Annotated in this window: 23 protein-coding genes; 8 read left to right on the top strand and 15 right to left on the bottom strand. The window is 58.7% G+C overall.

Features of this window, described 5'->3' with window-relative positions; genetic code table 11:
• Nucleotides 1-17: 17 nt before the first annotated feature.
• Nucleotides 18-1,088 (bottom strand): anthranilate phosphoribosyltransferase, encoded by a 1,071-nt coding sequence (gene trpD / locus HDF08_RS14560; RefSeq protein ID WP_179639353.1) that lies wholly within the window; start codon nucleotides 1,086-1,088, stop codon nucleotides 18-20.
• A gap of 102 nt (nucleotides 1,089-1,190) precedes the next feature.
• Between trpD and HDF08_RS14555 the strand changes: the two genes are divergently transcribed.
• Nucleotides 1,191-2,042 (top strand): VWA domain-containing protein, encoded by an 852-nt coding sequence (locus tag HDF08_RS14555; protein ID WP_179639352.1) that lies wholly within the window; start codon nucleotides 1,191-1,193, stop codon nucleotides 2,040-2,042.
• Nucleotides 2,043-2,160: 118 nt separating this feature from the next.
• Here HDF08_RS14555 and HDF08_RS14550 read toward each other — a convergent pair whose 3' ends face one another.
• Together HDF08_RS14550 and HDF08_RS14545 are read right to left on the bottom strand one after the other, a co-directional pair.
• On the bottom strand, nucleotides 2,161-2,592 hold the full coding sequence (locus HDF08_RS14550) for a hypothetical protein (protein WP_179639351.1): 432 nt from the start codon (nucleotides 2,590-2,592) through the stop codon (nucleotides 2,161-2,163).
• A 267-nt stretch (nucleotides 2,593-2,859) separates the two neighbouring features.
• On the bottom strand, nucleotides 2,860-4,473 hold the full coding sequence (locus tag HDF08_RS14545) for a B12-binding domain-containing radical SAM protein (protein ID WP_179639350.1): 1,614 nt from the start codon (nucleotides 4,471-4,473) through the stop codon (nucleotides 2,860-2,862).
• Nucleotides 4,474-4,749: 276 nt separating this feature from the next.
• Between HDF08_RS14545 and sucC the strand changes: the two genes are divergently transcribed.
• Together sucC and sucD are read left to right on the top strand one after the other, a co-directional pair.
• Nucleotides 4,750-5,928: an ADP-forming succinate--CoA ligase subunit beta gene (gene sucC / locus HDF08_RS14540; protein WP_179639349.1), complete on the top strand. Its 1,179-nt coding sequence runs from the start codon at nucleotides 4,750-4,752 to the stop codon at nucleotides 5,926-5,928.
• Nucleotides 5,928-6,803, top strand: a complete 876-nt coding sequence (gene sucD / locus HDF08_RS14535) for a succinate--CoA ligase subunit alpha (protein ID WP_179639348.1) — start codon at nucleotides 5,928-5,930, stop codon at nucleotides 6,801-6,803. The genes sucC and sucD overlap by 1 nt, the downstream gene beginning before the upstream one ends.
• A gap of 419 nt (nucleotides 6,804-7,222) precedes the next feature.
• Here sucD and HDF08_RS14530 read toward each other — a convergent pair whose 3' ends face one another.
• The gene (locus HDF08_RS14530) at nucleotides 7,223-10,054 is read right to left on the bottom strand and encodes a M16 family metallopeptidase (protein ID WP_179639347.1); all 2,832 of its coding nucleotides are present in this window, start codon (nucleotides 10,052-10,054) and stop codon (nucleotides 7,223-7,225) included.
• Nucleotides 10,055-10,203: 149 nt separating this feature from the next.
• Between HDF08_RS14530 and HDF08_RS14525 the strand changes: the two genes are divergently transcribed.
• Nucleotides 10,204-11,955: an alpha/beta hydrolase gene (locus HDF08_RS14525; RefSeq protein ID WP_257031153.1), complete on the top strand. Its 1,752-nt coding sequence runs from the start codon at nucleotides 10,204-10,206 to the stop codon at nucleotides 11,953-11,955.
• A gap of 211 nt (nucleotides 11,956-12,166) precedes the next feature.
• Nucleotides 12,167-13,201: an L-histidine N(alpha)-methyltransferase gene (gene egtD / locus HDF08_RS14520; protein ID WP_179639346.1), complete on the top strand. Its 1,035-nt coding sequence runs from the start codon at nucleotides 12,167-12,169 to the stop codon at nucleotides 13,199-13,201.
• A gap of 1 nt (nucleotide 13,202) precedes the next feature.
• Here the strand turns inward: egtD and moaC are convergent, their stop codons facing one another.
• The 10 genes from moaC to HDF08_RS14470 form a co-directional block, all read right to left on the bottom strand.
• Nucleotides 13,203-13,766, bottom strand: coding sequence for a cyclic pyranopterin monophosphate synthase MoaC (gene moaC, locus HDF08_RS14515; RefSeq protein ID WP_257031152.1), 564 nt, complete (start codon nucleotides 13,764-13,766; stop codon nucleotides 13,203-13,205).
• A gap of 9 nt (nucleotides 13,767-13,775) precedes the next feature.
• A complete protein-coding gene (locus HDF08_RS14510) occupies nucleotides 13,776-15,011 on the bottom strand; it encodes a molybdopterin molybdotransferase MoeA (RefSeq protein ID WP_179639345.1) in 1,236 nt (411 codons plus the stop codon).
• A 101-nt stretch (nucleotides 15,012-15,112) separates the two neighbouring features.
• Nucleotides 15,113-16,306, bottom strand: a complete 1,194-nt coding sequence (locus tag HDF08_RS14505; protein ID WP_179639344.1) for a tetratricopeptide repeat protein — start codon at nucleotides 16,304-16,306, stop codon at nucleotides 15,113-15,115.
• A gap of 94 nt (nucleotides 16,307-16,400) precedes the next feature.
• Nucleotides 16,401-17,093, bottom strand: coding sequence for a 7-cyano-7-deazaguanine synthase QueC (queC, locus tag HDF08_RS14500; RefSeq protein WP_179639343.1), 693 nt, complete (start codon nucleotides 17,091-17,093; stop codon nucleotides 16,401-16,403).
• Nucleotides 17,083-17,415, bottom strand: coding sequence for a putative signal transducing protein (locus HDF08_RS14495; protein WP_179639342.1), 333 nt, complete (start codon nucleotides 17,413-17,415; stop codon nucleotides 17,083-17,085). Before HDF08_RS14495 ends, queC begins: the two co-directional genes overlap by 11 nt.
• A gap of 20 nt (nucleotides 17,416-17,435) precedes the next feature.
• The gene (locus HDF08_RS14490; protein WP_257031151.1) at nucleotides 17,436-18,251 is read right to left on the bottom strand and encodes a DUF3108 domain-containing protein; all 816 of its coding nucleotides are present in this window, start codon (nucleotides 18,249-18,251) and stop codon (nucleotides 17,436-17,438) included.
• A gap of 72 nt (nucleotides 18,252-18,323) precedes the next feature.
• Nucleotides 18,324-18,899: a methyltransferase family protein gene (locus tag HDF08_RS14485; RefSeq protein WP_179639341.1), complete on the bottom strand. Its 576-nt coding sequence runs from the start codon at nucleotides 18,897-18,899 to the stop codon at nucleotides 18,324-18,326.
• The gene (locus tag HDF08_RS14480; protein ID WP_257031150.1) at nucleotides 18,896-20,041 is read right to left on the bottom strand and encodes a glycosyltransferase family 9 protein; all 1,146 of its coding nucleotides are present in this window, start codon (nucleotides 20,039-20,041) and stop codon (nucleotides 18,896-18,898) included. Before HDF08_RS14480 ends, HDF08_RS14485 begins: the two co-directional genes overlap by 4 nt.
• A gap of 4 nt (nucleotides 20,042-20,045) precedes the next feature.
• Nucleotides 20,046-21,107: a tetraacyldisaccharide 4'-kinase gene (lpxK, locus tag HDF08_RS14475; RefSeq protein ID WP_179639340.1), complete on the bottom strand. Its 1,062-nt coding sequence runs from the start codon at nucleotides 21,105-21,107 to the stop codon at nucleotides 20,046-20,048.
• Nucleotides 21,104-22,399: a 3-deoxy-D-manno-octulosonic acid transferase gene (locus HDF08_RS14470; protein ID WP_257031149.1), complete on the bottom strand. Its 1,296-nt coding sequence runs from the start codon at nucleotides 22,397-22,399 to the stop codon at nucleotides 21,104-21,106. Before HDF08_RS14470 ends, lpxK begins: the two co-directional genes overlap by 4 nt.
• A 133-nt stretch (nucleotides 22,400-22,532) precedes the next feature.
• Here HDF08_RS14470 and HDF08_RS14465 point away from each other — a divergent pair, with 133 nt between their 5' ends.
• The 3 genes from HDF08_RS14465 to trmFO all read left to right on the top strand — a co-directional run bounded on the left by HDF08_RS14465 (nucleotide 22,533) and on the right by trmFO (nucleotide 25,143).
• Nucleotides 22,533-23,159: a hypothetical protein gene (locus HDF08_RS14465; RefSeq protein ID WP_257031148.1), complete on the top strand. Its 627-nt coding sequence runs from the start codon at nucleotides 22,533-22,535 to the stop codon at nucleotides 23,157-23,159.
• 16 nt (nucleotides 23,160-23,175) lie between these two features.
• Nucleotides 23,176-23,703, top strand: coding sequence for a GNAT family N-acetyltransferase (locus HDF08_RS14460; RefSeq protein ID WP_179639338.1), 528 nt, complete (start codon nucleotides 23,176-23,178; stop codon nucleotides 23,701-23,703).
• Nucleotides 23,704-23,790: 87 nt separating this feature from the next.
• The gene (gene trmFO / locus HDF08_RS14455) at nucleotides 23,791-25,143 is read left to right on the top strand and encodes a methylenetetrahydrofolate--tRNA-(uracil(54)-C(5))-methyltransferase (FADH(2)-oxidizing) TrmFO (RefSeq protein WP_179639337.1); all 1,353 of its coding nucleotides are present in this window, start codon (nucleotides 23,791-23,793) and stop codon (nucleotides 25,141-25,143) included.
• 51 nt (nucleotides 25,144-25,194) lie between these two features.
• Here the strand turns inward: trmFO and HDF08_RS14450 are convergent, their stop codons facing one another.
• On the bottom strand, nucleotides 25,195-25,512 hold the full coding sequence (locus tag HDF08_RS14450; protein ID WP_179639336.1) for a hypothetical protein: 318 nt from the start codon (nucleotides 25,510-25,512) through the stop codon (nucleotides 25,195-25,197).
• Nucleotides 25,513-25,713: the final 201 nt, after the last annotated feature.

Here is a 25,713-nt window from a genome sequence, read left to right as displayed (position 1 = left end):
GATGTTTGTTGCTGGGTTCAGACGCGGAGGTTGGCGATGAGTCTGGTGACGGCTCCTGAGTCAATGGTTCTGGCGGCGAGGGCGATGCCGTTGGGGAGGTCGAGGGCGAGGTCGGCGGCGACGAGGACAGCGGCGGCGTTGAGCAGGACGATGTTGCGGCGGGGGCCTTGCTCACCGGAGAAGATGGCGGTGAGGATGGCGGCGTTGGTTTGCGCGTTTCCGCCTTGGAGGGTCTCGATGGGGGCGCGCTGGAGGCCGAGGTCTTCGGGGGTTGTGGTGATGATGGTGATTGCGCCGTTGTGCACTTCAGCGAGTTGGGTGGGGCCGCTGATGGAGATCTCGTCTAAGCTTCCGCTCCCGGCAGGACCCCCGCTCCCGGCAGGACCTTCTTCGCGGAGGGCGCTGCCGTGGACGACGAAGGCGTGATGGGTGCCGAGGAGACACATAGCTTCGGCGACGATGGGGACGAGATGCGCGGAGTAGACGCCCATGACTTGCGCGGAGGCTCCTGCCGGGTTGGTGAGCGGGCCGAGGATGTTGAAGACGGTGCGGACGCCGAGGGCGCGGCGGACGGGCATGACGGCCTTCATTGCGGGATGGAGGCTGGGGGAGTGGAGGAAGGCGAAGCGGTGGGTGCGGAGGGCGGTTGCGGCTTGCTCAGGGGTGAGATCGACGGGGATGCCGAGGGCTTCGAGGACGTCGGCTGAGCCGGTCTGGGAGGTAACGGCGCGGTTGCCGTGTTTGGCGACCATGAGGTTTGCGTCGGGAGTTGCGGCGGCGACGAGGGCTGCGGCGGTGGAGATGTTGAAGGTGCCGCTGGCGTCTCCTCCGGTGCCGCAGGTGTCGACTAGGTTGCTGCGCTCGGCGTTGGTGAGGGGGATGGGCGTGACGGCGGTGCGCATGACGTCGACGAAGCCGGCGATCTCGGAGGCGGTTTCGCCGCGGGCTGCGAGTGCTCCGAGGAGGGCGGCGATCTCGAGGTCGGCGAGCTGGCCGGCGAGGATCTGCTGCATGAGGTCGCGGGCTTGTTCGCGGGTGAGAGTGGAATGGGCTTCGACGATCTGCTTGAGATGGGGCTGGGGCGGCATCGGTTTAAGCGTAGCAGAGGCAGCGAGTTAGCGAGTCAGCTGGTTAGCGTGGGTTTCGCGGGTGGCTTTTTGTGAGGTCGCAGCGGTTATTCTGACTTGGCTATGTTCAGCGACCTTTTGATGGTCGGTTTGGTGCTATTGCTGCCACTGGAGAGTGGTGCGCCGCAGAACGTGGGGAAGACGCAGGGCGAGGCTGGTCCTTACACGCTGACTGTTCCGGTGGACGAGGTAAGCCTCACGTTTCACGTCTCTGATTTTCATGGGATGCCGATGGAAGATCTGACGGAGAGGGATCTGCGGCTGCTGGATGATGGAAAGCTGCAGGATCACATTCTGTCCTTTCAGGCGTACCAGAACCTGCCGATCCGGGCGGGCATTCTTTTCGATACGAGCAGGTCGATGGAGGGGCTGTGGCGCAATCAAGATATTGCGGCGATGTATGCCACAAGACTGATGAGGAAGGAGACCGACCAGGCCTTCGTGATGCGTTTTGATTCTGCGGCGAAGGTGAAACAGAGCTGGACGAACGATGCTGGTCTGCTGACGGAGAGCCTGAAGACGATTGGGTCGGACCGTGAGAGCCGATTGGGGGGCACGGTTCTGTTCGATTCACTCTATAAGGCTTGCAGGGATCAGTGGACGAGTGATCGTGATGTAGCTACGGGCAACTTTATTCTTCTTTTCACGGATGGGCTGGATAACGCCAGCCATACGCGGCTCGAAGACGTGATCGATATATGCCAGCAGGCGCGGACGACGATCTATGTCTTTAGCGATGAAGCGAAGTCGTTCCATGCGGAGGGACAGAAGACGCTAGAAGAGCTGGTAAAGAAGAGCGGAGGGCGAATTTTCTTTGATGCGACGGGGGCTGAGGTGTGGAATGATCTTCGGATTATGGAGAGCGATCAGAGGAGCCAGTACCGGATTGTTTACAAGCCTTCTTCGCTGAAGTAGGATGGATCGTTCCATCGCATTAAGCTGGATAGTCCTACTCGTGGAGGGGTGATTACTGCTCGTTCGGGATACTATGCGGCGCGGTAGGGCGTTGCCGTGCTGACAGGTAAGCTTTCTATCACTCCGGACGTAGGACAATGTCTATTCCGAACGACTTCGCATAAGCATCCACGACTTCTGCTGATTTTGGATATGTGACAGTTATTCGATTTGGTCCTTCCCAAACTGCGGTGGCCGCCCCTGGACCTACATTCTTTAGTTCAAGGATGGGTTCATACTCATAGCCCTTGTTGGGATTGCCCGTGCTTAGATAGGCAAAAAAGAAGTTGTACTGGCCGCAAGTTCTACGGAAACTCTTGAAGTTATGTGCCCCGCCATCCGGCGCATTCACAAGCCTCTGCTCGGTATCGGGGCTACAGTTTCCATCTGAGAAATGGCTCATTGGAACGATGAATAAAAAATAGAAAGCCAGCCATCCCAGGCCAGCGACCAAGGCAAGGCCACCGATGATTTCAAGCAAGATATGAACCCAACGGAATGACTTGGACACGTTACGATCTTAGCAAGGATGCTAAATGCGCCGACCTCCGGTTTACTGCCGGTCTCATCAACTTCCTCTAAGTCTGGTTTCGGAAACTTCGTCATTCCCTCTCAATGGACTTACGACCAGAAGCCCGTTGCGTGTGGAAGATTCCCTCGGCGACTGAAGTGGCATGGAGAGGGTTGGGTCTTATGACGTGGATACCCAAAGCTAAAGCATTGGGTACCCAGCCACGCCCTTTCAAATCCACGGCACTCTTAGTTTCAATGTTCTTCTTCAGGATTTTGTGATGACGGTGAAGGGAGACGGACTTTCCTGAGGGCCGAGGAAGGCGGGACGGCGGAGGTTGGCGGAGGAGAAGGCGTGCTCCCATGCGGGGGATTGGAGTTCGGGCATGGGTTTGGCGGAGAAGAGTTTGCGGCATTGCTTCGCGGTCCAGCGAGCCCAGGTTTTGGATTTCTTGCGGCGGGCGCTGTCGGTGGAGATGCCGGTGCCGGCGTACATCTGGCGGTAGAGCTTGGAGAGGAACATGAAGGCTACGCGGGCGCGGAGGGTGGGGGTGCAGGCGCTGCGCTGCCAGATGGAGGACCAGTCGTAGAAGCGGTCCCAGACTTTTTGGGTGCGTTGGCTAATCTCGGCGGAGGTCATGGATGGGTGCGGGGTGAACATCTTGGGGCGGATGACAGTGGGGATGAGCCAGTAGCGGGTGATGGGGATGTCGCCTGTGGGCGTTGCGACGACTTCGGGGGCTTTGGCTTGCTCTTTCTCCCAGCGGCCGAAGTCGACGGTGCCGGGGAAGGGCGTCATCATGACGAACTGGGCGAAGGTGACACCGGCTTTGAGGGCCATCTCGACGGTGGCGTCGAAGGTGGCGGGCTTGTCGGTGGGGAGGCCGAAGATGAAGGAGCCGAGGACGTGGACGCCGTGCTTCTTGAAGGTCTGGAGCTGGCGGGCGAGGGCTTCGCCGGAGTAGTTGAAGTCTTTGAAGACGGCTTTGAGGCCTTCGGGGGTGACGGCTTCTACGCCTACGAGTGCGCCCTTGATGTTGGCTTTGCGCATGGCGTCGAGGTACTCGCCGTCTTCGCCGGCTTCCATGGTGATCTGGGTGAAGAAGACCATGTCTTTGGGGAGCTTGGCGAGCTCGGCCATGAGGAGGAAGCGCTCGGCGCGGATGGCGGTGAGTTCGGCGAGTTTGGTTTCGTTATTTTGTTCGCGCGCGAGGCGGAGGTCGGTGAGGGTGACGGGGTAGAAGTTGTCGTCGGCGAGGGCGATGAAGCGGAAGCCGATCTGGCGAAGGTTGACGATCTCGTCGATGACGGACTGGTGCGGACGCTGGCGAGGCTGCTGGCCGTCGGTGCGCCAGACGCTGCAGAAGGAGCAGTGCTTGGGGCAGCCGCGGATGGTCTGGACGGAGGCCCACATGTACTTGTCGCGGGGCATGAGGTCCCAGCGGGCGGCGAGGAAGTCGGTGCCACCGATGCGGCCGCCCTCGTAGATTTTTTCGGGCTGGTTGCCGGAGAGGATGTCGGTTACGGCTTTGCCCCAGGCGATGTCGCCGTCGCCTTTGACTACGGCGTGGGCGTGGCCGCGCTCGAAGGCTTCTTCGGGAAAGAGCGTGGCGTGGATGCCTCCATAGATGACCCAGGCTCCGCGCTCGCGGGCGATACGACCGACCTCGTAGCCGCGGAGGGCGTTGCCGGTGTGGACGCTGATGCCGACGATGTCGCCGGACTGGATGGATTCGGGGATGATCTGCTCGATGGATTCGTCGATGAGGATGGGGTCGCCTGCGAGGGAGGGTGTGGCGGCGGCGAGGACGAAGAGCCAACGTGGCGTGATGACTGCGGTCCCAAAGGAGTTATCGCTGGGATTTACGAGATGAACACTCAAGAATCCAACTTTGCTGATGCAGGTGCAGTGGGTTCACAGAGTGTTTGAGAGTGGAACGAATCAACGCGGAGCTGCGGCAGGCGGTGAGTGCTGGCCGGGAAGATTCCCGCCGGACTAATGTCTTCTGTCGTCCATCATACAGAGGCAAGATGAAGAAAGGCTTAAGGTTACGCGGAAGAGAGGGTGCGATAAACGCACGGTTGTGCGAGTTTGCGATTGCGGGTGGTTACGGGACTCCGCTACACTTCTCGCGCGAGCGTAATTTCAAAGGCATCCATGAAAATTCACGAGTATCAGGCGAAAGAGATTCTGCGGAAGTACAGTGTGCCGGTTCCGGGCGGCGAGATGGCGACCACGCTGGAGCAGGCGGATACTGCGGCGAAGAGCTTGTTTGGCGCGGGGAACAAGGTTGTGGTGGTGAAGGCGCAGATTCATGCGGGTGGGCGCGGCAAGGGCGGCGGGGTGAAGCTGGCGAGGACGCTCGAAGAGGCGAATGCGGCGTCGAAGGCGATTCTGGGGATGCAGCTGGTGACGCACCAGACGGGGCCTGCGGGGCAGAAGGTGCAGCGGTTGCTGATTGAAGAGGGGTCGGCGATTGAGCGGGAGCTTTATCTGGGGCTGGTGCTGGACCGGGCTTCGGCGAAGGTGGTGTTTATGGCGTCGCAGTCGGGTGGGATGGAGATTGAAGAGGTGGCGCACGCTACTCCGGAGCTGATCTATAAGGAGTACATCGATCCGGCGGTGGGGTTTGCGCCTTATCAGGCGCGGAAGCTGGCGTTCAAGCTGGGATTGAAGACGACGCAGATTAATGATGCTGTGAAGTTTATGACGGGGTTGTACAAGGCGTTTGTGGAGACGGATTCGACGCTGATGGAGATCAATCCTTTTATTACGACGAAGGATGACAAGCTGCTGGCGCTGGATTGCAAGATCAACTTTGATGATAATGCGATGTTTCGGCATAAGAATCTGAAGGAGCTTCGTGACCTGGCGGAGGAGGATCCTCTAGAGGTGGAGGCTTCGAAGTTTGCGCTGAACTACATCAAGCTGGATGGAACGATTGCCTGTATGGTCAATGGCGCCGGGCTGGCGATGGCGACGATGGACATCATCCAGTATGCGGGTGGGAGTGCGGCGAACTTTCTGGATGTTGGCGGTGGTGCGAATCAGGAGCAGATTGAGAATGCGTTTGGGATTTTGTTGAGCGATCCAAATGTGAAGGCGATTTTCATCAATATTTTTGGTGGGATTTTGCGGGTGGATGTGCTGGCTCAGGGTGTCGTAAATGCCGCGAAGAAGCTGGGCGTGAAGATACCGATTATTCTGCGGTTGGAAGGCACGAACGTGGAAGAGGGCCGTAAGATTCTGGCGGATTCGGGATTGAACTTTCAGGTGGGCCAGACGATGAAGGAAGCCGCGGATCTTGCTGTGGCTGCTGCGAAAGGTGGCAAGTAATGGCGGTTTTGGTTGATAAGAATACGCGGCTGATTGTGCAGGGGATTACGGGGCGTGAGGGAACCTTTCACGCTAAGGGCTGCGCGGAGTATGGGACGAAGGTTGTGGGTGGAGTGACGCCGGGTAAGGGTGGAACCACGCATGAGAGTTGGCCTGTGTTCAACACTGTCGAAGAGGCGGTGAAGGAGACGGGGGCGAATGTTTCGGTGATCTTTGTGCCGCCGCCATTTGCCGCGGATGGGATTCTGGAGGCTTCGGCTGCGGGGGTGCCTCTGGTGATCTGCATTACTGAAGGGATTCCCGTGCTCGACATGGTGAAGACGTGGGAGTTTGTGAAGGGAACGAAGACGAGGCTGATTGGACCAAACTGTCCCGGGGTTATTTCGCCGGGTAAGGCTAAGGTTGGGATTATGCCGGGGCGGATTCATAAGGAAGGCTCGGTGGGGATTGTTTCGAAGTCAGGCACGCTGACGTATGAGGCGGTGTATCAGTTGACGACGCGGGGGATTGGACAGTCGACGGCGATTGGGATTGGGGGCGACCCGATTATTGGGACGACGCATATCGATGCGCTGAAGCTGCTGAATGAGGATCCGGAGACTGAGGCGATTATTATGATTGGGGAGATCGGCGGGTCGGCGGAAGAGGCTGCGGCGAAGTACATCAAAGAGCACGTGAAGAAGCCGGTGGTTGGGTTTATCGCGGGACAGACGGCTCCTCCGGGGCGGCGGATGGGTCATGCCGGGGCGATCATCTCCGGCGGCGAAGGTACGGCTGCGGAGAAGATGAAGGCGATGACCGAGGCTGGGATTACGGTGGTGAAGTCTCCGGCGGAGATTGGTGAGGCTATGGCGAAGGTGTTGGGGAAGGCTTAGTTTCTTCGGTTGCAGATGTGGCTGGGAGGAGAAGGCATACCCCAGGGGCTAAAGCCCCTTCTGCCGTGGTTGATTTAGAGACCCAAGGCTGAAGCCTTGGGGTACCTAGAGGCAAATGCAAAGGCAAAATGCGGGGGTCTCTCCACTGCGCTGCTCACGATGAGACCGTGAGCAGCTTCGGTCGAGATGACGTGTTTACGAGTTCGTAGTAAAGCAGCAAATACAAATGCAATAACAAACGGCGAGTGCAACAGCAAACGCAAATACAACAGCAAACGCAAATACAACAGCAAATGCTGAAGTTCTTCGCTGCGCTCAGAATGACGAGAGTTTCGAGGGTGTGTGAGGAGACGAAAAGGCCTCAGAGCAAATGCTCTGCGGCCTTTTTGTTGCGAGTGCTGATCAATTTTTGCGGGTGGCTATTTGATTGGGTTGCCGGTTGTGTCTCGGTATTCTATGGGACCGAGGTTCAGTTCCTTGAGGCTGGGTTCGATCTTTGCGCGGTCGCCTACGGCCATCAGGATGAGTTGGTCGGGATGGACGTCGGTTTGCGCGGCCTTTGAGACTTCGGCGGGGGTGACGGCTTCGAAGCGGGCGGGTAGCTTGGCGAAGTAGTCGGTTGGGAGACTGTAGATGAAGATTTGACGGAGGCCGCCGACGGAGGCTTTGGTGGTTTCAAAGTCGCCAGGGAGCGAGTGGAGGAGTGAATCCTTTGCGAGTTTGAGTTCGGCTTCGGTGGGTGGTTCGGTGCGGATGCGGTTGAGCTCGAGCATGAGTTGTTTGGCGGCGGGAGCGGTGACGTCGGTGCGGACCTGGGCTCCGCTGTAGAAGGGGCCTCCGGTGCGGTACATCATGAAACCTGAGCTGGCGCCGTAGGTGTAGCCGTGCTCTTCGCGCAGGTTCATGTTGATGCGACTGGCGAAGAGTCCGCCGAGGACGTTGTTCATGATCATGACGGCGGGATAATCTGGCGTGGTGCGGGGAAGGCCGAGGCCGATGGCGTAGAGCGCGGTTTGAGGTGCGCCGGGCTTGTCGACGATGACGACCTTCAGGCCGGGCGGGGCTGGGGCCGGCGGGACTGTGGTCGCTGTGGCTGCGGAGGCGGACCAAGGGGCGAAATACTTGTCGGCGAGGTGTTTGACCTCGGACTCGTTGACGTCGCCGGCGAGGACGAGCGCGGAGTCTTTGGGGCCGTAGTGGGCTGCCCAGAAGGTGGCGATGTCGTCGTGGGTGATGGATTTGATGCCGTCAGTATTGCCGATGGAGCGGATGCCGTAGGGGTGGTCGCCGTAGAGGGTGCGGAAGCCTACGCGCAGGACGGATGCTACGGGCTGATCGCCTTCCTGGAGGATGGCGACGAGGCGTTGCTTGCGGATGCGCTCGACTTCTTCAGGGGCGAAGGCAGGGTGCTCGATGACGTCGGAGAGGAGGTCGAGGCCTGCTTCGGTGTTGTTGCTGAGCGCGCTGAGGCTGGCGTTGGCGCTGTCGACGTCGGCGGCGGAGGTGAGGGTGGTGCCGATCTGCTCGGCGTTGTCGGCGAGTGTGGTGGCGGAGCGCTGGGTGGTGCCTTCGGTGAGGAGACGGGCGGTGAAGCCGGCGAGGCCAGCTTTGGCGGGCGTGTCGGATTCGCTGCCGGCGCGGGTTACGACTGCGGCGCTGTAGACGGGGAGGGAGTGATCTTCGAGTAAGTAAACCTGAAGGCCGTTAGCGAGGGTGAAGGTCTTTGGGACGGGGAGGTGGAAGGCGGTGGTTGGGCCGGGTGTGGGTGCAGTCTTGCGCCAGTTCTGTTGGTCTTCAAATTGAGCGGTGTAGGGGGCGGTGAGCTTGACGTCGGCGTCGGTGTTATCGGGGCTGCGGGGGACGTCGTCGACTATTTTCTTGCCGGGGACGCAGTTGACGACGACGCTTTGATCTTTGCCGAGGTACTGCGTGGCGGCCTGCTTGACGGAGGCGATGGTTGCGGCCTGGTAGCGGGCGATGTCTTTGGGGAGATAGCCGGGGTCGTCGAGGAACTGGTTGTAGCGGTCGAGGGTGTCGGCTACGCCGCCGAAGCCACCGAGGCGCTGGAGGCCGGTGATCTTGGCGGTGACGTCGACGGTGCGGGCGCGGTCAAGTTCGGCTTGCGTTGGGCCTTCGGATTGGAGGCTGGCTACTTCTTTCCAGACGGCGGCTTCGAGGGTGTCGAGCGAGACGCCGGGTTTGGCGGTGATGTCACAGTCGGCGATGGAGCCTAGCTTGAGGGCGTTGAGATTGCAGGTGACGGTTTGGGCGACTTGTTGCTCGTAGACGAGCTTGCGGTAGAGACGGCTGGCCTTGCCTCCGCCGAGGATGTGGACGAGGAGGTCGGTTTCGGCGTCGCCGGGGGTGAAGACGGGAGGGGTGAGCCATGCTACGGAGAGGCGTGGGAGCTGGACGGAGTCGGTGACCGTGGCGCGTTTTTGTGCGGTGATGGGCGGGGTTTTGACGGTGACGGGTTCGACCGCGGGGCCTTGCGGGATGGGACCAAAGTATTTGGTGAGGAGAGCCTTCAGTTTTGCGGGGTCGAAGTCGCCGGCGATGGCGATGCTGGCGTTGTTGGGGGTGTAGAAGTGCTGGTGGAAGTCGCGGATGTCGTTGATGCGGGCAGCTTCGATGTCGGCGTGGGAGCCGATGACGGAGGCGTAGTAGGGGTGCTCGTGCGGGAAGAGGAGGTGATAGGCCTGCTCGTCAGCGAGCGCGTAGGGAGTTCCTTCGCCCTGGCGGCGCTCGTTGCGGACGACATCGCGCTGGTTGGTGAGTTTGATGCGGTCGAGGCCTTCGAGGAGGAAGCCCATGCGGTCGCTTTCGAGCCAGAGGCCGAGCTCGAGCTGGTTGCTGGGGAGAGTTTCGAAGTAGTTGGTGCGGTCGAAGTCGGTGGTGCCGTTTATGTCGGTGGCGCCTGCGCCTTCGAGGTATTTGAAGTGAGCTTTTTCACCGACGTGCTCGGAGCCTTCGAACATCATGTGCTCGAAGAGGTGGGCGAAGCCGGTGCGGCCGGCGCGCTCATTGAGGGGACCGACGTGATACCAGAGATCGATGGCGACCAGCGGAAGGCGGTGGTCTTCGTGGGTGAGGATGACGAGGCCGTTGGGGAGGGTGTACTTCTCGTACTTGAGCTCGGGGAGCTTGAGGGGCTTCGCGGCGGGGAGATCGGCTGCGGCCATGGAGACAGATGCAAGGCCGCATAGAAGGGTCGCTGCGGCGATTTTCTTGAACGCAAACAGAGGTGTCATCTTTTCTCCACGGAGGGCCGGGCCAGGTCTTTTCGAGAGTGCCTGCGTACTCGGATAGGAACGGTGATAAGGATGATATCAACTCGGGAGGTCAGGTGGCCCGGAAGATATTGCCGTGTATCTGCTCGCAGGGTTTGTATACTGCCGCAATGCGTCTTCCTTCGATTGCTCCTGTCGTCATGCTGGTTGTTGCTTTTCCTTGGTTGAGCTCTGAGGCTGGAAGGGCTCAGACCGGTGTTCAGGCGGTTTCGGTGTCTTTTCCTGCTGGGCGGTCGGCGAAGCCTCTGGATGGGCGGGTGCTGTTGTTGTTGTCGAATGATCCGTCGGAGGAGCCTCGGATGCAGATCGACGATACGCCGCGGAGCCAGATGGTGTTTGGCGTGACGGTGGATGGACTGAAGCCGGGTGAGAGTGTTGCGGTGGATGACAAGGCTGCGGGATATCCCATTGGGAGTCTGAAGGATGTTCCGGCGGGGGAGTATACGGTGCAGGCGGTGCTGGATGTGTATGAGACGTTCCATCGCGCGGATGGGAAGACGATTAAGCTTTCGCCGGACCGGGGCGAGGGGAAGCACTGGAATCTTGCGCCGGGGAATTTGTACAGTAAGCCGGTGAAGGTGCGCGTTGGAAGGGGTGGGGCGCCGATTGCGATTTCACTGGATCAGGTAATTCCGCCAATTGTGCCTGAAGCAGATACAAAATATGTTCGGCATATCAAGATTCAGAGTGCGCTGCTGACGAAGTTCTGGGGGACGCCGGTGTATTTGAGTGCGGTGGTGCTGGTGCCGGAGGGATTCGATGAACATACGGAGGCACACTATCCGCTGATGATCTTTCATGACCACTTCGTGACGGGTTTCGATGACTTTCGGACGACGCCGCCGGATCCCAATTTGAAGCCGAACTACTCGGAGCGGTTTCATCTTGAGGGGTACAACCGGATTCAGCAGGAGGAGGCTTACAAGGAGTATCACCAGTGGATTGGTCCGAAGTTTCCGCGGGTTCTGGTGATGAAGATTCAACACGCGAATCCCTACTACGACGACTCGTATGCTGTGAACTCGGCGAATCTGGGGCCTTATGGCGATTCGATTGAGACGGAGCTGGTTCCGGCGGTGGAGAAGCAGTTTCGCGGGATTGGACAGCCGTGGGCGAGGTTTATGTATGGCGGCTCGACGGGTGGATGGGAGTCATTGGCAGTGCAGATCTTTTATCCGGACCACTACAACGGGGCGTTCGTAGCTTGTCCTGACCCGGTGGACTTTCATGCGTATATGACGCGGGATCTTTATAAAGACGAGAATATGTTTTACCTGCAGGGCGCGAACAAGCGGGTGGAGCAGCCGGCGATGCGGGATTATCTGGGGCATACGCTGATCTCGATGCGGGACAACATCGCGTATGAGGCGGCGCTGGGCGATAGGGGACGTTCGGGGGAGCAGTTCGATATCTGGCAGGCGGTGTATTCGCCGCAGGGGAAGGATGGTTATCCGGAGCCGATCTTCGATAAGGAGACTGGGGCGATTGATCACAAGGTCGCGGAGTATTGGAAGGAACACTACGATCTGAACGCGAAGCTGCAAAGAGATTGGGAGACGCTAGGGCCGAAGCTGCAGGGAAAGATTCACCTGTATGTGGGCAGCGACGACACATATTTTTTGAATAACGCGGTTTATCTGATGGAGGATTTTTTGAAGACGACCGGCACGCCTGGGCATGGTGTGCCCTATGACGGCGAGGTGCTCTATGGGCCGAGGGCGGAGCACTGCTGGAATGGCGATCCGACGCTGCCAAATGCGCTGTCGCGGCTGCACTACAACACGATGTATCTGCCTAAGATCATGGATCGGATAGCGAAGACGGCTCCGGCGGGGGCGGATGTGACGAGTTGGCGGTACTAGGGCGGCGCTCAGGGTTCCGAGCGGTCCTGAAGTTTGATTGCAGCAAATAAACGGGATTTTAGTATCGTTCTCTCGACTTTGGTTGTGCGGAATTCGCGCCAGTAAAGATTAAGTTGCACAAAACCCCGCGTAGATGCATCCAATTTCGACAGCGGTGGGGTTTCGACGCTTGCGCCTCCCACTCAGCTATTGATTTCCCGGGGGATTACACGTGCCATCAACGACCTTCGCGCTGGACGAACCGCTGATTAGTACTCTTGATGCCGTGGCGTATGAAGCTCGCACGGGCCTGTCTGCCACACCAAAGACCCTAACCCCCTGGCTCTTTTATGACGAGGCTGGGTCGCATTTGTTCGAACAGATTACGGAGCTGCCGGAGTATTATCTGACCCGGACTGAGCGAAGCATCTTTGCGGCCAGTGCCAGCGAGATTTTGAGTGAGGCTGCGCGGGGGCAGGGGCCCAGCGGAAAACTTACCTTGATCGAGCTGGGGGCGGGAACGGCGACCAAGACGGGCATACTGTTGGCCGAGGCTGTTCGGCAGCAGGGCAGTGTGGTGTATCAACCTGTGGATGTCTCCGAGACTGCTCTTGCGGAGGCGAGTGAGAATATCCTAGCGAACATTCCGGGGGTGACTGTTCGCTCTCAGGTTGCGGACTATACCCGCGAGGCGCTTCCGCTCAATCGTCTGCCGGACACGCGGACGCTGGCGCTTTACATTGGTTCGAGCATCGGGAATTTTATGCCGGAGGATGCGAAGGACGTTCTTCGCAATCTTCGCGCCCAGTTGCTTCCCGGGGATACTCTTTTGCTTGGCACAGACCTTGCCCCCAGTGGCGGCGCTGTCGCCAATAAGACTGTGGCCACACTTCTTGCGGCGTACGATGATGCGGCGGGGGTGACTGCTGCGTTCAATCTAAATGTGCTCACACGGCTCAACCGCGATCTTGGGGCTGATTTTTTGCCGGCGAACTTTCGCCATCGTGCTTGTTGGAACCCCGCTGAGTCACGCATCGAGATGCATCTGGAGTCGCTGATTGCGCAGTCTATTCATGTTCCTGCAAACTCCAGCGGCCCGGCGTTCATTGTGGAGTTCGCGCATGGCGAGAGTATTCACACCGAAAATAGTTACAAATTTACCTCGACTGCCGTGGATGCTCTGCTGGCCTCGACGAACTTCAGGAAGATGAAGTCTTGGCAGGATCCGCAGCATCTGTTTGCCGTTACGCTGGCGACTGCGGTTTGAATTAGAGGCGTTCGCGCCGATATTCGCCGCTCTTGCCACCGCTCTTGCGTAGCAAGACTACCTCTCGAATTCTGATTCCTTTGTCGAGCGCCTTGGTCATGTCGTAGACCGTGAGGGCAGCGATGGAGGCTGCCACCATAGCCTCCATCTCAACGCCGGTCCCGGCTATGGTTGCTGCTGTGGCTTCGATCGCGACGCCGCCTTCGACGATCTTTGTCTGAATGTCTACGAAGCTCAGAGCAATTTGATGGCACATCGGAATCAGGCTGGAGGTTTGTTTTGCGGCCTGGATTCCTGCGAACCGAGCTACTTCCAGCGGATTGCCTTTCGGATTTTGCGGCAGAGCTGCGAGCACTGCGGGGGAAAGCTCGACAAATGCTGCGGCGACTGCCTCGCGCCGGGTTAGCGTCTTCTCGCCGACGTCCACCATGTGCGCTTCGCCCGCCTGGTCATAGTGCGAGAGGTGCAGCGGCACGGGGGCCACGGCAGGAAAGTCCGCGTCGTTGCCCAACGGTTCCGGGTCGTCGTCCATCAGCTGTTCGGAGGTGTAGTCTACGTCGTCCATCTCACAAGCTTAACGCAGGAGAATCGTGATGACATCCCCGGCTGCGAAGTGATCTTTGTCGGGTGAGAGCACGGCGTAGCAGTTTGCCCGGGCGTTAGCGGCGAGGTCGCCCGATCCCTGCCACGCTACGAGTCTTACTTCTGGGCGAGTGCGATCCGAGGTCCATCTTGCGGGGAGTACACGCATCAGGCCGGTTTTTCCGGACACGTCCTCGGCCAGCGTTGCTTGAAGAAAGCGAGGGACCTGTGCGTCTGCACCGGCCATGGCACGGAGCATCGGCTCGACGAAGCAGTGGAAGGTGACCTGGGTGGAGACCGGGTTGCCGGGCAGTCCGAAGAAAAATTGTGGAGGGAGGTTGCTCTCATCTGGCAGGCGGCCGAAGACGAGGGGCTTGCCGGGCTGCATTCTGACGCCGGTGAAGAAAAACTCCGCGCCGAGCGCTTGCAGCACCTCTTCCACGAGGTCGTACTTGCCCATCGAGACGCCACCGGAGAGAAGCATGAGGTCGCAACGGCGCGCGGCACGGATGGTTTGTTCGAGTTCGGGCCGCTGGTCTGGAGCGATCGGGAGCTGTATTGGTTCTCCGCCTGCGCGACGGATCAGTTCGGCCAGACCGTAGCTGTTCGAGTTTCTGATCTGCTGGGGCGCTGGGTTGGCGGCGAGGTCCACCAACTCGTCTCCAGTTGCGACGATCGCTATCTTTGGCTTTCGAAATACTTGTAGCTTTGAGTATCCGCATGAGGCGGCGAGTGCGATCTCTGCGCCCTCGATTGGTGTGGCGGTGGGCAAAACTGTCTGGCCAGCGCGGGCCTCGCTTCCCTGGGGAACGATGTTCTCTCCGCTTCGAATGGTTCGTCCGGTGGACAGGCGGATCGAGTCGTGGTCGCGTTCGATATGCTCGATCATTACGACGGCATCGGCGCCTTCAGGAATGGGTGCGCCGGTCATGATTTCAATTGTGGCGTTGGGTTCGAGCGGGCTGCCGTGCCACTGCTCGCCGGCTCTGACCAAGCCGACTACCTTGAGCGGACCGGGTGTGTCGCTTGCGTGTAGAGCGAATCCATCGCGTGTCGATCGGTGGAAGGGTGGCTGATCGCGATCCGCTAAGACGGGTTCGGCGAGAATGCGACTTCCACACTCCAGCAGCGGAAGCGACTCGCTTGGCGGGAGCGGGAGATCGATTGCGTGCTGGAGGACCATCGCCAGAGCTTGATCGAAGTCCAGAACTGTGGCCGCTGGCGACATCGTCTCTCCTTGAGAGTAGGTATGGAGTGCAAAGTGGCTTAGAGCGTGGCAAACAAAAAGCCCCGAGCCGTGTCGCCCGGGGCCTCCTGCTGTTTGAAAGGCTACTTCTTTCCAGACTTGAAGCTCGACTTGACCGGTGCGCCGATGCCTTCGAGGATACCCTTCACGTCGGCAGCGTGGCCACCGTCCGGCGCCAGTTCAAGGTACTGCTGATAGGCTTCGACGCATCCCGGTGGGGCGACGATCTTCTGGGTTTTGGGATCGACGGTTGCCTGCGGAATGAGCGCCTGACCCTTGATGTAGTAAGCATCCGCTTTCTTGGGGTCGGCTGCGATGGCTTTGTCAGCGGCGGCGCCTGCTTCGGGAAGTTTACCGGAGTTGTAGAGGGTTGCGGCTTCGTTGAAGTAGTACATGCCGGCCTTTTCGGGCTGGGCTTTTGCGGCCTGTTCGTAGGCATCGGAGGAGGCTTTGGCGTCGCCCAAGCGAGCCTCTGCCTGTCCCAGTTGGTTGTAAGCCACACCTGCGGTTTCAGGGTTGGGCTTCTTGGAGGCGGCGTTCAGATCGGCAGCCTTTTTGTACGAGGTTGCTGCATCGGTGAACTTCTGCTGGACCGCTGGATCGGTGGGCGAGGTGCCTGCTGCCTTGGCAGCTTTTGCGGCGGCGTCTCCGCTGCCGAGCTGTGCATCGCCCAGGGTAACCCAGAGGATGCCCTCGTCTGGCTTGGTGTCGGTGGCCTGCTTCATGGCGGTAATTGCTGAGTCGTAGTTGCCGGCCTTGTTGTCTGCGCGTGCCTGAGTCAGCAGCGCATTCAGATTCTGAATCTTCGCGTTGGTGGCACTTACTTCAGAGTTTTTCTTCTTGTACTCTTCGATCTGCTTGCGCTCTTCCGGAGTCATCTTGCTGAGGTACTCTGGGCGGGACATATCGAAGTTGACCAGCTTGTCTTCCTCTTTGGCGATAGGAACACTTTCATTGAAGTCGAGGCTCTTGTCGTCCTGGAAGACGAAGACGATGTAGGTGCCGGCTACAATTCCTGAGCCTTTGTAGTCTCCATTGGCGTCGATCGGAAAGGTGTAAAGATATTTTCGATCTTTGGCCTCTGAGGTTCTATCGGTCGACAGGCGGACCTCCCCTTTGGTAAGGGGGAAGCCGGCTGGATTGAGGACGTGGCCATGAATGCTTGCGTTTCCTGCAGGCGGCGCGGCCTGTGCTTTCAAGAGGGTTGGCTGTGCCATCGCCAGGATTACCAGCAGAGCAGCTGCCAGGGTGCTTATCTTCCATCCGATACGTTTCATGCTTTGTCTTCTCCTGGCCCATGGGTTGCGGGCGTAAGTCTTCGTTGAAAAGCGGCTGCTGCTTCCTAGAAAAATCTGATGCAAAATGCGACGGTCACGCGACCGCATACGGTATGGGATCGACCGCTCCGGCCTCGCGAAATGCCCGCAGTCGCAGAACGCAGCTCTCGCAGACGCCACAGGCTTCGGTTTCGCCGGAATAGCATGACCAACTTACATGGAACGGTGCACCGAGTTCAACTCCCAGCCGGACGATCTCGCTCTTGCGCATCTGGATCAGGGGCGTGACGACCTGAATCTGTCCGTCTTTGGTGCCCATCCGAATTAGCTGGTTGAAGGCCTCGTAGTAGGCGGGGCGGCAGTCGGGGTATCCCGAACTATCCTGCTCGACTGCTCCGATAAAGACCTTTTCTGCGCCAAGAACCTCAGCCCAGCTTACCGCGGCAGAGAGAAAGTGCGCGTTGCGGAAGGGGACGTAGGTGACCGGGACTGCGTTTCCTATTGCCGCTTCGTCTCCTGCGACGGGTACGGCGATCGAGGTGTCGGTGAGAGCTGAGCCGCCGATCCGGCGAAATAAGTCGATCTTCAAATGCAGCAGCTCTTTTACCCCTACGATGCGCGCTACCTCCTGGGCGGAGTGCAACTCGCGGGCTTCTGTCCTCTGGCCGTAGCTGAAGTGGACGGCGAAGACCTCGTAGTCGCGGGCGGCGAGGGCAGCGCAGACGGAGGAGTCCATTCCGCCTGACAGGCAGAGTACGGCACGTGGGCGGCTGGGTTCAGTCGTCATCGCCCGCCTCGAGCTCGTGCTGTTCCGCCGGGGTCAGTTCATCTCCGGTCAACTCGCCGACGGCTTCGCCGAGAATCTCGCGTGCGGTTTCTTCGTCGTGCTTATGCACCAGGAGCCGCGCTCGAAACGCCAGCGCCAGCAGGCTATTGGCGTTCTCGCCCTGCAGGAAACACTCGATACTGGCGGACTCGAGCATCCCTTTCGCCATCTGGGCGTTCACGGGTTCGAGGAACTTGCCTACGGTCACGAACTTGTCTGGATCTTTGTCTGGATCGAATGCCGCATCGTGCTTTGGATCTGGCGTATTTGGCGTATTTGTCATCAAAAAAGCCGTCTTTCTTCTTATTTCGTATCGTACGACTGAAGGTGGAAGGTGATTGTTCCCCAGAACAGTCGTGCCTGGATCTGGACAGGCATGTGGCGCGCGTCGTCGGTGTACCAGACCCAGATGTGTCCGCGATTTTTTACAATGCCCTCATCCGCGGTCGGCTCTACCTTGAGGGTCTGGAAGGTTCCTGCAGGGGTCTTGATCTCTTCTTTGGACTCGATCTTCATCGCGACGGTGACGGTGCGCATGGAGTCGGCCAGGGGGAACCGGATGCTTTGACCGACCGCCATTGGCTGCGATGCCGCGTAGAAGATTGCGGAGAGCGAGTCGGTGACGCAGGCGGGAATGGAGGCCACCTGCTCTTTCGACGTGCCCTTGACGAGGTTCTTTTCGATCTGCTTCTGCTTGCCCTGGGAGTAGTCGAAGCTGAGCTCGCTTGAGACCTTGCGGCGTCCCTCCTGAAGCTGTTTGGTGAAGCCGGTGGAGCAACCTGTCTTCGTGTCGAATCCGGCCTGAAACTTGTCGATGACGGGGAAGAGCATGGTCACAGCACCGGTGGAGTCGGCGGTGGCAGCAATCTTTTGCACTGTGCCTTCCTGCTCAAGCTGAAAGACTGCGGTGCCTGCGGTGAAGACGCGCCAGTCCACGGTAAAGGTCAGGGTCTGTTTTTGGGGGAAGGCGAAACCAGGCTGCGGGGGCTGCAGGGTGGGAATGACAACGGGTGCCGGCTTGGGTCCTAACCCTAGAAGCTGCGCTTTCGCCGTTAGCGAAGCTGCGGAACACGACACCAGGAGAAAAAATGCAAGAAAAGACCGTTCCGGCTTCAGCAAAGGGCAGCACTCTCACCAGTTGAAGTTTGTAGGTTGCCCGAGCCTTCTACGCTTTAGCGCAGACCCTCTCCATTAACCACGGTGATGGAGAAAAAGCCGGACTGCCAGCGCCAGATAGATCGCGCCAGCACCCATGAGAGCATTGTACTCGCGGTGGTGCTGCCACTGCTCCCAGGAGAACCTGCCGCCGCTGGCGTTCTGATCTGCGGGAAAGGTCGCCGGGGTCAGTCGCGGCAACAGGCGAGGCACCTTGGCGGAGTAGTCATCGAAGCCCGCAAAGTGCTCTCGGAGATAGGCTTCCTCACTGTGGATGGTGGGGATGTAGATGGCTGCGAAGAGCGTGGTCAGTGCAATCAGGATCACCCAACTGCCTGCCGCTGCGGCGAATCCGAAGGCGATCAGCATGGAGCCCAGATAGAGGGGGTTTCGCGTGTAGGCATAGGGGCCGGTGAAGGTCAGTTCGGCGTTCTTGCGGACATAGCCTGCCGCATAGGCGCGGAGCCAGACGCCTGGCACTACCAGCAGGAGGCTCAGCAGCATGGTCTTTCCGGTCGGTCTGGCCAGCCATAGAAATACCGCGGCAAAGACGAATCCCAGCGGTACGCGAATCCGCCGCGCGATTCTCTGCCATGTGGTTCGTTCGCTCACAGCTTTACCTTATCCTGTCCGTCGCGCAGTAGCTCGAGGGCTGCTTCGACTACCTCCTCGGTCGATATCTGCATGAGCCCAGTCTCTGGGTCGGAGTGACGGGAGTGGTCTGTGCGGCTGGACTCGTGACGCAACACTCGCACCTTTGAACGGTCGAGCAGGTAGGGACCGGTTCGGGAGGGATCGGTGGGGCCGTATAGACCGACTACTGGGCGCTCCAACGTGGCCGCGAGATGCAGGGGTCCGGTGTCCCCGGCTATCACGACACCGGCTCGGCGCTGGAGAGCGATCATCTGCTCGACGGAGCAAGGAACGGAGATTGCGCACCCCTCACTTGCGGTAACGACTGCGTCTGCGAATCGATGGCCTGGGGCTTCGTTCACTAACGAGTGATATCCGGCCTGGCGCAGGGCAACAGCGACGGCGCCGTATCGCTCGGCGGGCCATTGCTTCGCACCCCAGCCGGCGGTGGGGGCGAGGAACGCGAATTTTTCTTCGGTCAGGGAGGTTTGAGCTAGAAGCCTGTCGCACCATAGCTCCGCCTTGGGGTCTACCGGAAGCGTCACTGTTGCTGGTCTCAGAGTTTCTCCGACGGCAGCGCTGAGCAACTCACATCCCTGCTCGACTACATGTTTCGCGCTGGTTGGTATTCGTTGGGTGTAGAGCAAGCGGGCGGGTGTCTCTCGCGGGTGCTCCGGGCCGGCGAATACGGGTGCGGATGCCATTCGGCCCACGAGTGCGGACTTGATCGAACCCTGCATGTCGACACAGATGTCATACCGAGATCTTCGGAGATCACGACGCGTCGTCTTGATCTCTGCCAGCGTAGAGAGAGCGAAGGGGTGCTTGCTCCAAGCTCTGGCGGGCAAAGAGTGCCATCGATCGATCAATGGTTTTCCGTCGCTGCGGTCGGTTTTTGGGGGAGTGCAGTTGAAGTCGGTTGAGGACTGCAGCAAAGCACTCCAGGCCGGCTCGATTGCCCAGCCGATAATCCACTCGGGGTGCTGTTGCCGCAGTGCAGCGACGGCAGGCATTGCGTGGAGCACATCTCCCATTGCGCCAATTCGTACAATCAGGACGCTTCGCGAATAGGCAGACGCGTGGTTTGCGACACTGCGCGAAGGCGTGAGTTCGGTGGCCAAGGTTTCATTTTCTCACGCAGGTCGATCGCAAGCGGCTCTCGCGGCGGCGGCGATCCAGTCGACCCACCATCGTTACTAACTGCTCCAGCGACTGCTTCTCGTCCAACAGTTCCACACAGAGGCGCGCGATCACAATGGGGCCTACCGTCTCGAGCCTGTCTCTGAGGATCGGTGTCAGCTTCACGGCGTCCTTCTCAGTGGTTACAAATCCATTGGCTTCGATAGCGCGCGCCTGCTGCATTAAGTGCGCGATATCGTCTTCGTTGTAAGCATGGTGATCGTCGAAGGTGACCATCCTGGCGGCCTCATATCCTTGCGCTGACAGCATCCGGGTAAAGTTTTCAGGTCTGGCAATTCCGCAGAAGGCAAGCGGCGTCGTGGGCAGAGCTAGGTCGCCGGCTTCTCCCAGGCTGAGCGTTCGGCGAATGGTCCAAATCGACGGCTTGTTACTCGACTTGCTCAACCCTTTGACGACGCTCCTGAGTGAGTCCGCTTCTTCTTCGCGGAGAACTACCACGTCCGCCTGTGCGATGGTCTCTAACGGTTCTCTCAGGTTGCCCGCCGGCAGAAGGGTATCGTCAACGTCTTCCTGCGTTAGGAGGACAATGTCTATGTCGCGCGCGAGGCGCCGGTGCTGGAATCCGTCGTCGAGCAGATGAACGACGAGCTTCTCCGAGGGCTCGCCTTGTTCGGCCATCACGCCAGCCTGATAGCGATCTGCTCCTACGTAGACCGGAACTCCGGAGCGCTGCGCCAGCAGGACGGGTTCATCCCCATGCCAGCGGGCGTCGTCGAATGGTTCGACCCTGGCAATCATCTCCGAACTGCGTTTGTAGCCTCGTGTGAGGATTCGCACCGCATAGCCGCGATGGCGCAGAATACCAGCCAGCATCAACACAAAAGGCGTTTTGCCTGCACCGCCCGCAGAGACGCTGCCCACGCTGATCACGGTACTTTCGAGGTGGCTGCGCTTCAGCCAGCCCCATGCGAAGAGCTGCTTCTTCAATGCAAGCGCGACGCCGTAGAGAGGAGCCAGCGGAAGCAGCCATGGCCGTCGCACGCTCATCGTGCGGTCCCCACGCTTTCCTTCAGCAGCGAAACGATGGCCTGTGCTGTTTGCGCTGTCGACCCTGACTGGGATTGAAATACTGCTCTTCCACGTTTCCCAAGTGCATGGGAGTCCTCTTTGTTTCGCAGCATTTCGATCAGCGTTTGGGTAAGCTTTTCTTTGGCTACTATGCGAATCGCGTCTGCTTCCTGCATGGTCTCAACGATCTCACGAAAGTTCTCGAAGGAAGGTCCCATGACGACTGGCACGCCAAACTGTGCCGGTTCCAGTGGGTTATGTCCGCCTCGGGGAACTAGGCTCCCACCGACGAAGGCCACCGATGCCAGGGCATAAACCGACGCAAGGTCTCCTATTGTGTCCAGAAAGAGGATTGTTCCGCCGACGATGTGGTCAGTGTGTTGCATGACTTCGCTGCATCGAACGAACGGGAATCCCTCTTTTCGAATCAGCTGTAAGACCTCATCGAAGCGATCGGTATGGCGCGGGGCGATCAGGAGCGTCGCGTCTGGAACAGCTTGGCGGATGGCAGGCCATGCAGCCAGGAGCGTCTGCTCTTCGCCGGCAAGGGTGCTACCTGCGACGATCAGCCTGGTTCCGGCCAGCGTCGAGGTGATTCGTCTCGTCATCTGGTTGTCGGTATTTGTTTGCACGTCATACTTCAGATTCCCGGTCACACGAACCCGCGTCTCCGGAGCGCCGATTTCTATTAGCCTGGCGGCGGTCTCGGGACTCTGTGCGAGGAACAGAGAGATCATCTCCAGGAATGGTCGCCAGAGACGCCGCAGCCGCATGTAGCGAGGGAACGAACGATCTGAGATCCGCGCATTAACCACTATGATCGGAGTTCCATCTTTTGCGCACTCGGTGATTAGGCGCGGCCACAGCTCGCTCTCCATAAGCACCAGTATCTGCGGCCTCAGCACGTTCAGGTACCGTCGGACCGGAGACTTGAGGTCCAGCGGCAGATAGAACACGGGCGAAGCTGGCAGCCTCTTCTTCGCGAGCCTCTGACCCGTCTCCGTGGTTGTTGAGACGGCCACTAACGCATTCGGCAGCCTCTCGTTGAGTTCGCGGATCAACCGGGTTGCGGCCATCACCTCGCCGACACTTACGGCGTGGAGCCAAATAATGCTTTGCCCGGCGACCGCCGCTTGCAAGCCCTTTGGCACCAGTCCTAGCCGTCCGCGCAGCCCCGCCCGGTATCGCCCGCTGGTTGCCATCCGTACCAGCCAGTAGGGAGCGCCCACTACCAGCACGGCTACCAGCAACGCGCTATAGACCACCATCATCACCGTCGCCGAGCCCTCGCTTTACGTTGTACGCCAGCGGAGATGATAATCAACCCTGGCCATGAAGTCCCACCGGTTCCCCACGATTCCGATCCTACTAGTAACTAGTTTCTGCTTTTTTGCAGGCAGCGCTTTGGCCGCCGACAAGAAAGCGCCGCCGGTAAAACCTGCGAACCAGTATGCTGCCTTCGAGACGCACCCCGACGAAAAGGTTACCGTTGCGGCGGAGCCTTGCGACGACCCGAAGGACTGCGACTTCTTCCGTCTCCCCTATATTCAGCACGGCTTTGTTGCTGTCCGTGTTATATTTACGAATGAAAGCGACGTGCCGCTCTCTCTCGACGACGCCCGCATCCAGTTCATCTCCATTAACAACGACAAGATTCCGGCTGCCACCGACGATGATCTTCAACGCCGACTTTTTTCTACTAAAGGTACGGCAGGCAAGAAGATTCCCCTCCCAATGCCCCTGCCGCCTATTACAATGCATGACAAACCTGTCGATAAGCAGATCACCAAGGACGACGGCGACTTTGGTTTCAATGGAACTACGGTCAATCCGCACAGCACTCTGGCCGGCTATCTTTTTTATGACGTTCGCGAACTGCCTGACCGACCATTGAAGGGCGCTGAACTCGACGTCAAGATGGTCCATACACTGGACGGCAAGAAGCAGCTCTTCGACTTCAATATTCCATTCGACAAATGGCTCGCCGCGCAACCTGGAGCGAAGTCGGCTGAGGCTACGCCTAAATTATGAACACAGGAATCAATCCATGACGACTATTACCCCTTTGAACCCCAACGGCACACTCAATCTGCGGGCTGCTACACCTGCGGACATTTCTCAGATTCTCGTCTTCGTTCGTGATCTCGCCACTTATGAGCGCGAACCGGATGCCGTTCTTGCTACGGAAGCCGATCTGCTCCGCGATGGGTTCGGGCCTGACAAACGCTTCGATTGCATCATCGCCGAGTTGGCTGATGGTGAGACGATCACGGCTGCCGGCTTCGCTCTTTATTTCTATAACTACTCGACGTGGCGCGGACATGCGGGTATCTATCTTGAAGATCTTTACGTCGACCCGAAGCATCGCGGGAAGGGAGTTGGGAAGGCTCTGCTTACTCGGGTCGCAGCTATTGCGGTTGCCGAGGGTTGTCCGCGGTTTGAATGGAGCGTGCTTGATTGGAATACGCCATCTATTGACTTCTACCAGCAGTTGGGAGCTGTGATGAAGTCGGAGTGGAAGGGAATGCAGGTTTCGGGGGAAGCTCTGGTTGCGCTGGCTGCACTATCGCAGTAGATCAAAGAGTGCCCTGGTAGCTCGTAAAGTTGTTCGACTGGGTTGACTGCGAAAAGCTTCCTCAAATTCCTCTATGCTTGAAGGAGCATGAAAAAGATAAAAGTCATCGGGGGCGGCCTGGCTGGCCCCGAAGCAGCACTCCAGGCAGCAAAACGTGGCTGCGAAGTCGATCTTTACGAGATGCGCCCGACGCGTTCGACGGAAGCCCATCAGACCTCCGATTTTGCAGAGCTTGTCTGTTCCAATTCGCTGAAGTCCGAGTCTGAAAATACTGCTCCGTGGTTGCTAAAGCAGGAGATGCGGCGGGCAGGGAGCATCCTGCTTGCCGAAGCAGATGCTACGGCTGTTCCTGCTGGACATGCGCTTGCGGTTGATCGCGTTGAGTTCTCTAAGCGCGTAGCCGAACGCATCGCGGCGGAGCCTCGCATACGTGTTCATCGTGAAGAGGTGACTACGCTCAACGATGCTGACCCTGATACTCTCACGATCCTTGCGTCAGGTCCGTTGACCAGCGCGGCGCTTGCCGGCGAACTTCAGCGCCTTACTGGGTCTGACCATCTGGCTTTCTACGATTCCATCTCTCCTATCGTTGACGCCTCGACCATCGATATGTCTAAGGTTTACTTCGCGGCGCGATATGACAAAGGCACTGCCGACTACATCAACTGTCCCTTCACCAAGGAAGAGTATGAGCGGTTTATGGAGGCTCTGACGACGGCGGAGGCTGTGGAATCGAAGGACTGGGAGAAGTTTCCTGCGACCGGGACGGCCGAGAAGCTTCAGTACTTTGAAGGGTGTCTCCCCATTGAAGAGACGGCTCGTCGTGGTCGTGATACGCTTCGTTTCGGTCCGATGAAGCCAGTCGGGCTCACCGACCCGAAGACAGGCCGCTGGCCTTATGCGGTCGTTCAGCTTCGCCAGGAGAATCTCCGCGCCGACTCTTACAACCTTGTAGGCTTCCAGAATCATTTGAAGTACGGTGAGCAAAACCGCGTTCTCAAGCTTATCCCGGGCCTTAAGGACGCTACTTTTCTGCGCTACGGCCAGATTCATCGCAATACGTACATCCATGCTCCGTCGCTGCTTACCGAAAGCCTCCAGCTCAAAGCTCATGCGGGCATAATGATCGCCGGCCAGCTCAGTGGCGTTGAAGGTTATACCGAATCGATTGCGTCTGGAATGCTTGCGGGAATCTATGCTGCGTCGATCGCGAACAGTAATGTGCCTGCGATTGCGCCTCGGCTGAGCGCTAATGGCTCGCTGACGCACTACATTACCCACGCAGAGACGAAAAAGTTTCAACCGGCTAACATCACCTTCGATCTTCTGCCATCTTTGGAAGAGGATCTCCGCAAAAAAATCCGCGACAAAAAAGAGCGCCACAAACTCCAATGTGATCGCGCTTTAGAGGCCTGGGGGGAGTGGCTCGCCGCCAACTAAGTGGGGCGAGCCATTGCGTAACAAGAACGTCTTCGTCTCTTGCCCACTCTATCAGGCAGTGTTTTTACTCATCTGCGTTTTGATCAATCCCACGATCGCCATGACTACCGCGCCGCCTACGCCGCCGCCAGCCACATTTCCTAGAATCGATGACATATCCATTCTGCCTGAGGCCGCGGCAGATGTAGCCGCACCGGCTGCCCCGCCTGACAACAGCATACTCAGCAATTGTCCACCGCCGGCACCGCCAACGAGCCCGGCAACTGTATTCCCGATGGGGCCCAGGTCGAATTTCTTCAACAACGCGCCGGCAATATTGCCGCCTACTCCTCCGGCGATCAAATCGGTAACAATACCTGCTACATTCATGGCGTTTTCCTCAGTGTTCCCGGGCCTGGTGGAGCATCTACACGTGCGTCTGCCAAAACAAGCTTGGGAAGTTCTTGGGGAGACTGATATTTACCCACTGATCGGGAAAGAATGCAACATTTATCTGAAAACTTGCTTTCCGCCAACTACGTGCCTGTGGTGCGAGGCGATTTTGCAGCAGTTGAGTCCCACTTAACTCTC

It is taken from the genome of Tunturiibacter empetritectus (assembly GCF_013410875.1).
In the GTDB taxonomy this organism is placed as follows: domain Bacteria; phylum Acidobacteriota; class Terriglobia; order Terriglobales; family Acidobacteriaceae; genus Edaphobacter; species Edaphobacter empetritectus.
Note: the sequence above shows the minus strand (reverse complement) of the source record. Positions and strands in the feature narration are given on the sequence as shown.